At 61.2% G+C, this 13,889-nt stretch carries 8 protein-coding genes; 4 read left to right on the forward strand and 4 right to left on the reverse strand.

Annotation, left to right across the window (positions count from 1 at the left end; translation table 11 throughout):
• Positions 1 to 24: 24 nt before the first annotated feature.
• From BLP23_RS18790 to BLP23_RS18805, 4 genes are all read left to right on the forward strand, one after another.
• On the forward strand, positions 25 to 1,212 hold the full coding sequence (locus BLP23_RS18790) for an efflux RND transporter periplasmic adaptor subunit (protein WP_092586371.1): 1,188 nt from the start codon (positions 25 to 27) through the stop codon (positions 1,210 to 1,212).
• A 229-nt stretch (positions 1,213 to 1,441) separates the two neighbouring features.
• A complete protein-coding gene (locus BLP23_RS18795; protein WP_092586372.1) occupies positions 1,442 to 4,639 on the forward strand; it encodes an efflux RND transporter permease subunit in 3,198 nt (1,065 codons plus the stop codon).
• Between the two features lie 150 nt (positions 4,640 to 4,789).
• Positions 4,790 to 6,574, forward strand: a complete 1,785-nt coding sequence (locus tag BLP23_RS18800) for an IlvD/Edd family dehydratase (RefSeq protein ID WP_092586373.1) — start codon at positions 4,790 to 4,792, stop codon at positions 6,572 to 6,574.
• Between the two features lie 131 nt (positions 6,575 to 6,705).
• Positions 6,706 to 8,553, forward strand: a complete 1,848-nt coding sequence (locus tag BLP23_RS18805) for a putative bifunctional diguanylate cyclase/phosphodiesterase (protein ID WP_092586374.1) — start codon at positions 6,706 to 6,708, stop codon at positions 8,551 to 8,553.
• On the opposite strand, the gene BLP23_RS18810 is transcribed toward BLP23_RS18805, so the two are convergent.
• The 4 genes from BLP23_RS18810 to BLP23_RS34085 form a co-directional block, all read right to left on the reverse strand.
• Positions 8,501 to 9,517 (reverse strand): NAD-dependent epimerase/dehydratase family protein, encoded by a 1,017-nt coding sequence (locus tag BLP23_RS18810; protein WP_092586375.1) that lies wholly within the window; start codon positions 9,515 to 9,517, stop codon positions 8,501 to 8,503. The genes BLP23_RS18805 and BLP23_RS18810 overlap by 53 nt on opposite strands.
• A gap of 5 nt (positions 9,518 to 9,522) precedes the next feature.
• Positions 9,523 to 10,833 (reverse strand): UDP-glucose dehydrogenase family protein, encoded by a 1,311-nt coding sequence (locus BLP23_RS18815; RefSeq protein WP_092586376.1) that lies wholly within the window; start codon positions 10,831 to 10,833, stop codon positions 9,523 to 9,525.
• 94 nt (positions 10,834 to 10,927) lie between these two features.
• The gene (locus tag BLP23_RS34080; protein ID WP_208603170.1) at positions 10,928 to 12,355 is read right to left on the reverse strand and encodes a mannose-1-phosphate guanylyltransferase/mannose-6-phosphate isomerase; all 1,428 of its coding nucleotides are present in this window, start codon (positions 12,353 to 12,355) and stop codon (positions 10,928 to 10,930) included.
• Between the two features lie 33 nt (positions 12,356 to 12,388).
• Positions 12,389 to 13,816, reverse strand: coding sequence for a phosphomannomutase (locus BLP23_RS34085; RefSeq protein ID WP_208603171.1), 1,428 nt, complete (start codon positions 13,814 to 13,816; stop codon positions 12,389 to 12,391).
• Between the last annotated feature and the right edge of the window lie 73 nt (positions 13,817 to 13,889).

A 13,889-nucleotide genomic window follows, 5' to 3' on the forward strand; every position in this document is an offset into this window, starting at 1 on the left:
TATAGGGCCGCAAGGAGAGTACCAATGACGTCCAGAAAGAATCGCTGGGCCCTGGTGGGCGCTGGCATAGGGCTTGTTGCGTCTGTTTCAGCAGCGGCCATCTTTTTTGAATTGCCGATGGGCACGGCGGCTACGGCCGCTTCCGCGCCTGCACAAGCTCCCGCTGTGCCGGTGACGGTTTCCGTCGTCGCAAGCCGTGATGTGACCACCTGGGAAGAGTTCTCGGGCCGTCTCGAAGCGGTCGACCGAGTTCAGCTACGCTCGCGCGTTGCGGGCGCCATTCAGTCGGTCCACTTCCGCGAAGGTGCACTGGTCAAGGCCGGCGACCTGCTCTTCACAATCGATCCGGCCCCTTACCAAGCGGCGGTTTCTCAAGCCGAAGGGCAGGTTGCCTCCGCCGAGGCCAAGGTCAGCCTGGCGCAGATCGAGCTTGAGCGTGGCCGCCGGCTTTCGGATAGCCGCACGATCTCGCAGAGCGATATGGACCAGCGCCAAAGCGCCTTTACCGAGGCGCAGGCAGGGCTGCGTACCGCGCAGGCGGCGCTGCAATCGGCTGAGCTCGATCTCGGTTACACCGAGGTCCGGGCTCCGGTTTCCGGCCGAGTGGGCAAGCTGGAGATCACCGCCGGTAACCTTGTTGCTGCGGGTTCCGCTTCCCCAGCGCTCACAACGCTCGTCTCGATCGATCCGATCTATGCGAGCTTCAACGCCAGCGAAGAGATGGTGACGAAGGCGCTGTCGCAGCTTCCGGCCAATGACAGTGCAGTGCGCGCCCTCGAGCAGATCCCGGTCGAGGTCGGCACCCTCGCTGATGAAGGCACGCCGATCAAGGGCAAGCTCCAGCTCGTCGACAACCAGGTCGATGCTGCAAGCGGCACAATTGGAGTCCGCGCCGTGTTCGACAATCCGGGCGGCAAGCTGATCCCCGGCCAGTTCGTTCGCGTCCGAATGGGTCAGCCGAAAGCCGAGAATAAGATTCTCGTCAGCGAGCGGGCGATTGGCACCGACCAGGACAAGAAGTTCGTCTTCGTCGTCGACGGCGAGAATAAGGTCAGCTATCGGCCGGTCCAGCTCGGCAGGGTAAGTGACGGCCTCCGCGTCGTTGAAAGCGGTCTGAACCCGGGCGAGAAGATCGTCGTCAATGGCTTGCAGCGCATCCGTCCAGGTGCTGTGGTCGAGCCTCAGATGGAAGAGAAAGTGGCGGCCAAGTAGGCGCGCCACAGCAATTCCCTTCTCCCCGACGGGGAGAAGGCGTCCGCAGGACAGATGAGGGGTGAGCGGCGAAGGAGCGAACGTCTGAGCCAAAAGCGAAGACGGCAGCTGCAGAGCCTCCCCGTCGTCCGGCCCTTCGGGCAACCAACGAAATGATTGACCCGCCGGCGGTACCCCAACCGCCGGACAGGGCTTTTGCATCCAAGTTCATCCCGGAGAGGGCTTTGAAATGAACATCTCCAGATTTTTTGTGGACCGCCCGGTGTTTGCCGGCGTGCTTTCGGTCCTCATTCTCGTAGCCGGTCTGATCGGCCTCAGGGCACTGCCGATTTCCGAATATCCGGAGGTCGTGCCGCCGTCGATCGTCGTGCGTGCAACTTATCCGGGCGCCAATCCGGAAGTCATCGCGCAGACGGTTGCAACACCGCTCGAAGAGCAGATCAATGGTGTCGAGGACATGCTCTACATGTCCAGCCAGGCGACCTCCGATGGCGTCATGACGCTGACGGTAACCTTCAAGCTTGGCACCGACCCGGATAAGGCGCAGCAGCTGGTTCAGAACCGGGTTTCGCAGGCCGAACCCCGCCTGCCGGATGAGGTCAAGAGCATCGGCATCACGACCGTCAAGAGCTCTCCCGACCTGATGATGGTCGTCAACCTGATCTCGCCGGACAACCGCTACGACATCACCTATCTGCGCAATTACGGCGTCCTGAACATCAAGGACCGCCTGGCGCGCATCGATGGCGTGGGCCAGGTGCAGGTCTTCGGTTCGGGCGACTATTCGATGCGCGTCTGGATCGATCCGCAAAAGGCCGCCGAGCACAATCTCGCTGCCAGCGATATCACCAATGCGATCCGCGAGCAGAACGTTCAGGCCGCTGCCGGCACGATCGGCGCTTCGCCGAGCCTGCCAGGCACTGAGCTGCAGCTGAACGTCAACGCCCAAGGGCGCCTGCAGACGCCGGAGCAATTCGGCAACATCATCGTCAAGACGGGCGCCAACGGTGAAATCACCCGCCTGCGCGACGTTGCACGCATCGAACTCGGCGCTGCCGACTATTCGCTGCGCTCGATCCTCGACGGTAAGCCGGCGGTCGCCATCCCGGTCTTCCAGTCTCCGGGCTCAAACGCCATCACCATCTCCGACGAAGTCCAGAAGACGATGGAAGAGCTGAAGATCGCAATGCCGGACGGGGTCAGCTACGAGATCGTCTATGACACGACGAAATTCGTCCGTTCGTCGATCGAGAAGGTCGTCGATACGCTGCTCGAAGCCATCGCTCTTGTCGTTCTCGTCGTGATCCTGTTCCTGCAGACGTGGCGTGCCTCGATCATCCCCCTAATTGCCGTTCCGGTATCGATCATCGGTACTTTCGCGGTGATGTACGTCTTCGGCTTTTCGATCAATGCACTCAGCCTCTTCGGCCTGGTGCTGGCAATCGGTATCGTGGTGGATGATGCGATCGTCGTCGTCGAAAACGTCGAGCGCAACATCGAGAATGGGCTCAGCCCGCGCGATGCGACCTACAAGGCCATGAAGGAAGTTTCCGGCCCGATCATCGCAATCGCACTGGTGCTCGTCGCCGTCTTCGTGCCGCTCGCCTTCATCAGCGGCCTGTCGGGCCAGTTCTATCGCCAGTTCGCGCTGACGATCGCGATCTCGACGGTTATCTCGGCCTTCAACTCGCTGACCCTGTCTCCGGCGCTGGCAGCCCTCCTGCTGCAGGGTCACCACGCCAAGCGTGACTGGCTGACGCGCGGCATGGACTTCATCTTCGGCTGGTTCTTCCGCGGCTTCAACCGCGTTTTTGGTGCAGGTTCGAAAGCCTATGGCAAGGGCGTTGGCGGCCTGCTGTCGCGCAAGAGCATCGTCATGGTCATCTACCTGGCGCTGGCTGGTGCGACCTACGGCTTCTTCAATGCCGTTCCGGGCGGTTTCGTGCCGGCACAGGACAAGCAGTATCTGATCGGTTTTGCCCAGTTGCCGGATGCCGCAAGCCTTGACCGGACCGAAGACGTCATCAAGCGGATGAGTGATATCGCCATGGCCGAGCCCGGCGTTGCCCACGCAATCGCCTTTCCCGGCCTGTCGATCAACGGCTTCACCAACTCCTCAAATGCCGGCATCGTCTTTGTCACGCTGAAGGATTTTGAGGAGCGCGAGTCGCCGGCGCTTTCCGGCGGTGCGATTGCCATGTCCTTGAACCAGAAGTTCGGCGCGATCCAGGATGCCTTCATCGCCATGTTCCCGCCGCCGCCGGTCAATGGCCTCGGCACGACGGGCGGCTTCAAGATGCAGCTCGAAGACCGCGCCGGTCTCGGCTACCAGGCGCTCGACGAGGCCAACAAGGCAATGATCGCCAAGGCCCACCAGGCCCCTGAGCTGACCGGCATCTTCTCTGCTTACCAGATCAACGTTCCGCAGCTCTTTGCTGACCTCGATCGCGCGAAAGCTGAACAGCTCGGTGTCTCGGTGACCGATGTCTTCGAAACGCTGCAGATCTATCTGGGTTCGCTCTATGTCAACGACTTCAATGCTTTCGGCCGCACCTACAGCGTCCGAGTGCAGGCCGATGCGAAGTTCCGCGCCCAGGCAGACGACATCGGCCAGTTGAAGGTTCGTTCGGCATCGGGCCAGATGATCCCGCTGTCGGCGTTGCTGAAGGTCAGCGCGACGACCGGGCCGGAGCGGACCAACCGTTATAACGGTTTCCTCTCCGCCGATATCAACGGCGGTCCTGCTCCGGGCTTCTCCTCCGGCCAAGCTCAAGCCGCGATCGAGAAAATTGCCAACGAGACGCTGCCGAAGGGCATCAGCTTCGAGTGGACGGATCTGACCTATCAGCAGATCCTGGCAGGCAATTCCGGAGTGATCGTCTTCCCGCTGGCGCTGCTCCTCGTCTTCCTCGTGCTAGCTGCCCAGTATGAAAGCCTGACCCTACCACTTGCGATCATCATGATCGTGCCGATGGGCGTGCTGGCCGCCTTGACGGGCGTCTGGCTGACAGGCGGAGATAACAACATCTTCACGCAGATTGGCCTCGTGGTCCTTGTCGGCCTCTCGGCGAAGAACGCGATCCTGATCGTCGAATTCGCCCGTGAACTGGAGTTCGAAGGCCGTACGCCGGTTCAGGCGGCGATCGAGGCAAGCCGTCTGCGTCTTCGCCCGATCCTGATGACCTCCTTGGCCTTCATCATGGGTGTCGTGCCGCTGGTCGTCTCCACCGGTGCCGGTGCGGAAATGCGCGCCGCCATGGGTGTCGCGGTTTTTGCCGGCATGATCGGCGTGACCTTCTTCGGCATCTTCATGACGCCGGTCTTCTATGTGCTGCTCCGCAAGCTGACGGGCAACCGTCCGCTCGTGCAGCACAACGATAATCGCCCGCCGTCGGACGAGGCCGCCATCCGGGTCGCAGCGGAGTAAGCGAAAACATCATCAAATCAGCAGGCGGGACATCCAGTCCCGCCTTTTTTATTTGCATGGAGGCGTCGCAGGTTTATGTCTTGATGAACGTACATCGGATGGACGGAGCCATTCGCAAAGATATGCCGACTGCCCGTTCTGGAGGAAAGAATGAACGACTACAAGCCGCCGAAGCGCCGCCTGCGTTCGCAGGACTGGTTCGATAATCCTGACCATATCGACATGACGGCGCTCTATCTGGAGCGCTTCATGAACTACGGCATCACACCGGAAGAGTTGCGCTGCGGCAAGCCGATCATCGGGATCGCCCAGAGCGGCAGCGATCTCACGCCCTGCAACAGGGTGCATGTCGAACTTGCCAAGCGGGTGCGCGACGGTATCCGCGATGCCGGCGGCATTCCGATAGAATTCCCGACGCATCCGATCTTCGAAAACTGCAAGCGTCCAACGGCCGCACTCGACCGCAATCTCGCCTATCTCGGGCTCGTCGAAATTCTCTACGGCTATCCGCTCGATGGGGTCGTGCTGACCACCGGCTGCGACAAGACCACGCCTTCGGCGATCATGGCGGCTTCCACCGTCGATATTCCCGCCATTGTGCTTTCAGGTGGGCCGATGCTTGATGGTTGGCACGAGGGCGAACTGGCGGGATCGGGAACTGTGATCTGGCGCATGCGGCGCAAATTCGGTGCCGGCGAAATCGACCGGGAAGAGTTCCTTCAGGCGGCGCTCGATTCCGCACCGTCGGTCGGCCACTGCAATACGATGGGCACCGCTTCGACGATGAACGCTCTTGCCGAGGCACTCGGCCTGTCGCTGACGGGTTGTGGCGCCATTCCGGCGGCTTATCGCGAGCGCGGCCAGATGGCCTACCGCACCGGGCGCCGTGCCGTCGAGATCGTGTTCGAAGACCTGAAGCCGTCGGATATCCTGACGCGCGAGGCTTTCCTCAACGCCATCCGCACCAATTCGGCGATCGGCGGTTCGACCAATGCGCAGCCGCACCTGGCGGCCATGGCCAAACATGCAGGTGTCGAGCTTCATCCCGACGACTGGCAGGTCCATGGCTTCGATATCCCGCTGCTTGCCAACGTCCAGCCGGCAGGCGCCTATCTCGGCGAGCGCTATCACAGGGCAGGCGGCACGCCTGCGGTCATGTGGGAGCTGCTGCATGCCTCTAAGCTTGACGGCAACTGTCGGACCGTCACCGGCAAGACGGTGGCCGAAAACCTGGAAGGCCGGCAGGCAAGCGACCGTGAGGTCATCCGGCCGTTTGCGGATCCTCTCAAGGAGCGGGCCGGCTTCCTCGTACTCAAGGGCAATCTCTTCGATTTCGCTATCATGAAGATGAGCGTGGTCTCGGATGATTTCCGCCGACGCTACCTGCAGGAGCCTGGGCGTGAAGGCATATTCGAGGGCAAGGCAACCGTCTTCGACGGTTCCGAGGACTATCACAAGCGCATTAATGAGCCGTCGCTCAATATCGACGAGAATACCATCCTCGTCATCCGCGGGGCAGGGCCGATCGGTTGGCCGGGTTCAGCAGAAGTCGTCAATATGCAGCCGCCGGACCACCTCTTGAAACGCGGTATCAGCAGTCTGCCGACGATCGGCGATGGCCGCCAATCCGGTACGGCGGACAGTCCTTCGATCCTCAATGCCTCGCCGGAAAGCGCCGCCGGCGGCGGTCTCGCCTGGCTTCGCACCGGCGACATCATCCGCATCGATTTCAATCTGGGCCGCTGCGACATGCTGGTCGACGACGCCGAGATCGAGTGCCGGAAAGGGGAAGGTGTCCCGCCCGTGCCGCCGGACGCGACGCCATGGCAGCGCATCTACCGCCGATCGGTCAGTCAGCTTTCGGAAGGGGCTGTGCTGGAAGGGGCGGCAGAGTTCCGACAGATTGCAAGGGTTCCGCCGCGCCACAATCATTAGGCGAGTAGTTTCTATGGGAGTAAGGAAGAGTACTCCCAATAGCCAGCTCGGCAATCCATAAAAGGGTTCGTTAATGTGGGTTTGAGACGGTATCATAGTTTCTCGCATCTGCTTAAGACTGAGACAGTCAATTGCCGAAAAGGACACCGACGCGGTCGGAACAGGAATTCCAGGATCTGTTAAGGCGCCTCGAGCTTGCGCTCGATGCGTCGCAGATCGGCGTTTGGGAGCACGATGTGCGCACCAACCAGATCCTTTGGGATGCGCAAATGCACCGGCTCTATCAAACGGGCAAGACAATGCGCGTCCTTCCGACATCGTTTTGGTTTGACGCGGTTCATCAGGATGACCGCCAACGCGCATTGCAGGAATTCGACGAGGCGATCGCCCGGCGCGGCGCCTATAATTCCGAATTCCGTATCATCCTGCCGAACGGCGAAGTCCGGCATTTACGTTCGCGGGCGCATTTCTACGTCAGCGACGACGGTGCTCCCTCATTCATAGGCGCCGAGTGGGACGTCACGGCCGATGTCATGCTGAATGCGGAGCTGAAACGTCAGCGGCAGGTCGCCGAAGCGCGGGCAAGGGCGCTTGAGGAAAGCAACGCACGGATCGAGTATGCTGCCGAACATGACTATCTGACCGGGCTGCCCAACCGCCGCCTGTTCGACAGGCGGTTTGTCGAACTGCATGCCGACAAGTCGATCTCGACGCTTGCGATCCTTCACCTTGGTCTCGACCAGTTCAAGCAGATCAACGATAGCTATGGCCACGCCGCAGGTGACGCCGTTCTGCGCGCGGCAGCGCTGCGTATGACGGCGGCCGTTCCAGGAAACAGCCTGGTCGCGCGCGTCGGCGGCGATGAATTCGTCATTCTGCTGTGGAATTTCGCAGGTGTCGAAGACCTCACGCGCATTGCCGCGGATGTCCAGCAGCGGCTGCGAAAGAAGATCCGGTTCGGCCAGGAATTGCTGCAATCCGGTACCTCGATCGGGATATCATGGAGTGCCGGCCGGCGGTCGCGCAATCTGTTCACCGAATCCGATCTTGCGCTCTATCAGGCGAAGAAGCTTGGGTTAAACCGCGTCGAATTCTTTACCCGGCAGTTGCGGGACGACCTGCTCGGCAAACGGCGTCTCGCCGACGAGCTGAAGCGCGGGCTGGAGCGCGGAGAGATTGTTCCTTATTACCAAGTGCAGTTCGACGCCAAGACACGGGCGATTTCGGGCCTCGAAGCGCTCGCCCGCTGGATTCATCCGGAAAGGGGCGTGCTGTCGCCAGCCGTCTTCTTGAAGGCCGCGGATGAGAATGGGCTGTCGGCGGATATCGACGCGGTGATCCTGAAAACGGCGCTGGAGGATCGTCGGCATTGGCAGGATCGGGGTGCCACCCTGCCGCGCATAGCGGTCAATATTTCGAGCGCGCGGCTGTTCGATCCGGCGCTGCTCGATAGCCTGCGGGCGATGGAGGTTCCTCCAGGCGAATTCTCTTTCGAACTGGTGGAGACGATCTTTCTCGACGATCCCGATGACAAGCTCTTGAGCAACATCGATCAGATCAAACAGATGGGCATCGATATCGAGATCGATGATTTTGGTTCGGGGCACGCCTCGTTGATCGGGTTGGCAAGGCTGCGTCCAAAACGCCTGAAGCTCGACCGGCAACTGGTGACTGAGATCGTCGAATCAGAGGAGCAGCGCTGTGTCATCAGCTCCATCATCGACATCGCCAAGGCGCTCAATGTCGGCGTGATCGCTGAAGGCGTTGAAACAGAGGGCCATGCCGAAACGTTGACGCAGCTCGGCTGCGACATGCTGCAGGGGTACGCGCTCGGGTATCCGATGGCGGCTGCGGAGATCGGCAAGCTCATTTCGCCGGCCCGCCGGACCCCGGCCAAGTCAGGCGCCGGCAGCCGGATGCTGGCGGTTACGGCTCCAGCTCCCGGCGGGCTTCCAGATACCATTCGACAAAGGCCCTGACGCCGGTTTCGAGCTTCGTATCGGGCTTGTAACCCGTCAAGGCGACAAGCAGGTCCGCGCTCGCGAAGGTGCGCGGCACATCGCCCTTCTGCATCGGCAGCATTTTGCGCTGCGCCGGCTGGCCGAGCGCCTTTTCCACGGTCTCCACGAAGTCCATCAGGCTGACCGGCTGACCGCCGCCGATATTGACGACACGAAACGGCGCCTGGCGCGACAGCGTCTCGACCTTGTCGTCGGCGATGCGGTTTTCTTCCGAAGGCATAATCGCAGAAAGCCGCACGATCGACTCGACGAGATCGTCGATATAGGTGAAATCGCGGCTCATCTTGCCTTCGCCGTATATTTCGATCGGCTGGTTTTCCAGCATGCTCTTTACGAATTTGAAGAGCGCCATGTCCGGGCGGCCCCACGGACCATAGACGGTAAAGAAGCGGAAGGCGGTGGTCGGCAATTTGTAGAGATGTGCATGGCTGTGCGCCATCAGCTCCATCGACTTCTTGGTCGCGGCATAGACCGTCAGGGGCTCGTCGGCCCTGTCGGTCTCATGGAAGGGAACGCAGGGGCTCGCGCCATAGATCGAAGAGGTCGAGGCCAGCATCAGATGCTGCACATTGTGACGCTCGGCAGTTTCCAGAATGTTCCACGAGCCTTCGACGTTCGAGCTCAGATAGGCGCGCGGGTTTTCAAGACTGTAGCGGACGCCGGCCTGGGCCGCGAGGTGGATGAGGATGTCCGGCTTTGCCTGACCGACCGCATCTTCGAGCGCCTTTTGATCCTCAAGCATGGCGACCACCGGCTTGAAGGCCGGGAACTGCGCCAGAGCCGCATGTCGCATATGCTTGAGCTTGACGTTGTAATATGGCGTCAGGCCGTCGAAACCGGTAACCCGATGCCCATCCTGCAACAAGCGCCGCGCGAGATGAAAGCCGATGAAGCCTGCGGTGCCTGTTATGAAGTAATGCATTTTATCTACTCGGTCTTCTTGCCGACGGCAAAGTGGCTGAAGCCGTGGCGCGTGATTTCGGCGACGGGATAGATATTGCGCAGGTCCACGACGACAGGGTTCTTCATCGTGGTCTTCAGGCGCTTGAAGTCGAGCGCGCGGAATTCATCCCATTCGGTCACCAGCACGATGGCATCGGCGCCCTCGGCAATCTCGTAAGGGTCATTGCCGTAGGTCACTGGCCCGAGCATTTCCTTGGCCGCTTGCATGCCTTCCGGGTCATAGACGTGAACCGCGGCGCCGCCGTCGAGCAAGGCCTGGATGATGGTGATCGACGGCGCATCGCGCATGTCGTCGGTGTTCGGCTTGAAGGTCAGGCCGAGGACGGCGATCTTCTTGCCGCGCACGCTGCCGTCGCAGGCGGCGATCACCTTACGACCCATGGCGCGCTTGCGGTTGTCGTTGATTGCGACCGTCGTTTCGATGAGGCGCATCGGGCTGTCATAGTCCTGCGCGGTCTTGACGAGCGCCAGCGTGTCCTTCGGAAAGCACGAGCCGCCATAGCCGGGGCCGGCATGCAGGAACTTGTCGCCGATGCGCTTGTCCATGCCGATGCCCTTGGCAACCTTTTGCACATCCGCACCGATCTGTTCGCAAAGGTCGGCGATCTCGTTGATGAAGGTAATCTTCATGGCGAGGAAGGCGTTTGCTGCGTACTTGATCAGCTCCGACGTGCGGCGCTCGCAGAAATAAAGCGGTGCCTCGTTGAGGTAGAGCGGCCGGTAGACTTCGCGCATGACTTCCGTGGCGCGCGGGTCTTCGGTGCCGATGACGATGCGGTCGGGGCGCTTGAAGTCGGTGATGGCAGCACCTTCGCGCAGGAATTCCGGGTTCGAGACGACGGCGATGTCCTTGCCGGGGAACTCTTCGCGGAAGATGCGCTCGATCTCGTCGCCGGTGCCGACGGGAACGGTGGACTTCGTGACGACGACCGTGAAGCCGCTGACGGCTGCGGCAATCTCGCGCGCGGCGGCATAGACATAGCTGAGATCGGCATGGCCGTCGCCGCGGCGCGACGGCGTGCCGACCGCTATAAAGACGACATCGGCGTCTGCGACCGGTGCAGCGAGATCCTTGGAGAAATCAAGGCGTCCGGCGCTGCGGTTGTGCTCGATGATGGCATCGAGGCCCGGTTCGAAGATCGGCACTTCGCCGCGTTCAAGTGCGTCGATCTTCGCTTCGGATTTATCGACGCAGGTGATGTGGTGGCCGAAATCCGCAAGGCAGGCGCCGGAGACGAGACCGACATAGCCCGAACCAATCATAACAATGCGCATGGGATAACCTTCATCAAAAACGATCGCGGCCTGCCGGCGGCAAAACGCGATCGTGTTACAGGCGCACCGTTATAAATTCAAGACAGCCCACTTCTCAGCTGCGCCCAAACTCATCGACGATGCGGATGATATCGTCCTCGCCGAGGTAAGAGCCGGTCTGGACTTCGATCAGTTCGAGCAAGATCTTGCCCGGGTTTGCGAGGCGATGCACCTCGCCGAGCGGGATATAGACGGACTCGTTTTCCCGCAGCATCTGCACATTCTCGCCGATCGTCACCTCGGCCGTGCCCTTGACGACGATCCAATGTTCCGAGCGGTGGTGATGCTTCTGCAGCGAAAGCTTCTTTCCCGGTGTGACGAAGATGCGCTTTACCTGGAAACGGTCGCCGTTGAAGATCGAGGTATAGCCGCCCCACGGCCGATACGAGGTCGGATGGGTTTCCGTCAGTTTCGACGTCGCGGGCAGGGCGGCGAGCGTCTTGACGAGGTCGCCGACGCTCTGGCTGTCCTGCAGCTTGCCGACATAGACGGCATCTTCACTGGCGATCACCGCGACATCTTCCATCCCCTGCACGGCTAGATGCACGCCGTGGCTCATCACCAGCGAGTTGCGGCTGTTGACAAGCGTCGTATTGGCGGTCGCGACATTGCCGTTCGGGTCGCGCGTCCCGGTTTTCCAGACAGAATCCCAGCTGCCGAGATCCGACCACTTGAAGGGCGAGGGCACCACAGCGGCATTGGCCGTCTTTTCCATGATCGCATAGTCAATCGAGATGCTGGGGGCCTTCGCAAAGGACTGGGCGTCGAGACGGGTGAAGTCGAGATCGCGCGTGGCCTTCGCAACAGCCTCGCTCGCCGCGGCGACGACTTCCGGCGCATAGTTGCGCATTTCCGCAAGCAGCGCTCCCACCTGGAACATGAACATGCCGGAATTCCAGTAGAAGCCGCCGGCAGCCACCATCTCCTTTGCCTTGTCCAGGGGCGGCTTTTCGATGAAGCGCTTCACGGTCTGTGCGCCTGCCGAAAGGTGCTCGCCGCCTTCGATGTACCCGTAGCCGGTTGCCGGTTCGGTCGGCTCGATGCCGAAGGTCACGAGCTTGCCGCTGGCGGCCGTTTCGCGTGCGGCGCGGACGCTGTCGAAATAGCTTTGATCGGCGACGATCTCATAGTCCGAGCCAAGGACGTGCATGATCACGTCCTTGCCGAAAAGGTCGGCGACGAGGGCGGCAGCGGCGGCAACGGCGGGTGCGGTGTTGCGGGCAACCGGCTCCAGCAGGATCGCCTTCAGCGCGAGATCGAGTTCGCGGGCCTGTTCGGCCACGAGGAAGCGGAATTCCTCATTGGTCAGCACGATCGGTGCTTCGTAGAGGGCCGGATCGGAAACGCGGGCGAGCGTTTCCTGAAACAGCGTCTTGTCGCCGATGAACTGAATGAACTGCTTGGGGGCTGCAGCGCGCGACAGTGGCCACAGGCGTGTGCCCTTGCCTCCTGCCATGATCACGGGAACGATCTTTTGTGTCATCGGGTGCGTTTCCTCAAAGTCTCTGTCTTCAAATCAGTTCTGTCCGGCCCACTGCCTGATCCGGCTCAGTCCGGCTTCAAGCAACAGGCTTGCGGCGTGTTCGGTTTGCGCTTCGACGTAGCAGCGCATCTCCGGCGCATTGCCCGACGGGCGAAAGTGGATGATGCGCCTGTCGGCCAGCGTGACGCGCAGGCCGTCGATATCGCTCGCCGTGGAGGGGCTTCCAATGGGCTTCAGGAAATCCACCAGGTTTTCCGGTAAGGCGCGCAGGTAAGCCATCAATTTTGCGCTCGTCTCGACGGGGAAGTTCTCCAGCCGATCGGCCGCCGCAATCGGAAGATTGTAGGAAGCGGCAATGGCCGACAGCGGCTTCTTTTGCGCGGCGGCCAGCGAAAGGACTGCCAGTATCGGCAAGAAGCAGTCGCGTGTCGGCAGTGCCTCAAGCGTCCTGCCATTGACGCTGAAACCCGAACCGGTCAGCAGGCCGCCATTGGCCTCGAAGCCCATCACGCGGTCCTTGCCTGCGACGATCGCCTCCTGCATGCCGGCAATGACGAAGGGTGAGCCGACGCGCGTGCGGGTGACGGCAAAGGCGCCGGCCGCCTCGATGCCGGAGTTGGAGGTGACGGGCGTGACCACGGTCCCGGCATCCAGGAAATTCGCAGTGATCAGCCCCAGCAAGTCGCCGCGCAGGGGCGTGCCGTTCTCATCCGTCACCAGTGGCCGGTCGCCGTCGCCATCAGCCGAAACGAGCGCATCAAGTGTGAGGGACCGCGCCCAATCCTTGAGAAGCGCAACGGTCTTTGCCGAAACGGCTTCGGTATCGACTGGGATGAAGGTCTCCGATCGTCCAAGCGCGATGGCTTCGGCGCCGTAATGCGACAGCAGCCGCACCATCATGTCGCGGGCAACGGTGCTGTGCTGATAGACGCCGATCCTTTGGCCGGAAAGGGCATTTTTGGAGAGAATGCCGGCATTGCGCGCCATGAAGGCTCTAGCGCATTCGCCGGACCGGTCCTCGACCTTTGCTTTTCCCGCCATTGCCTCATCAGGCAGGGAGCGGTCGAGCTTGGCGGCAAGATCGGAAATCGCGGATTCGTCGGCCTTGTCGATCTCGCCATCCGGTCGGTAGAATTTGATGCCGTTGCGGTCCGCCGGGATGTGCGAGCCGGTGATCATCAGGCTCGCGGCGCTGTTGCGGGATCCATAAAATGCCAGCGCTGGAGTAGGGACGGTGCCGCAATCGGCGACCCTGAAGCCAAGCGCGGTCAGCGCGAAAGCGCATGTCGCAGCGATGGCAGGGCTGGAATCGCGGAAGTCGCGGCCGAGCATGACGAGGTCGCCTTTTTGCGCGCGCCCGCTCTCAAGAAGATATTGCCCGAACGCCGTCGCGTAGACCACCGACGCCCTGCCTTCCAGATCGACGGAAAGGCCGCGCAGGCCGCTTGTTCCAAATTTCATGCGTGTTAAGCCTTTGCTGACGCTTGCTTTCCTGCGCGATTATCACCAGTCTAACGATACTTCGTAAATTTTG

The organism is Rhizobium mongolense subsp. loessense (assembly GCF_900099775.1).
Lineage (GTDB): Bacteria > Pseudomonadota > Alphaproteobacteria > Rhizobiales > Rhizobiaceae > Rhizobium > Rhizobium loessense.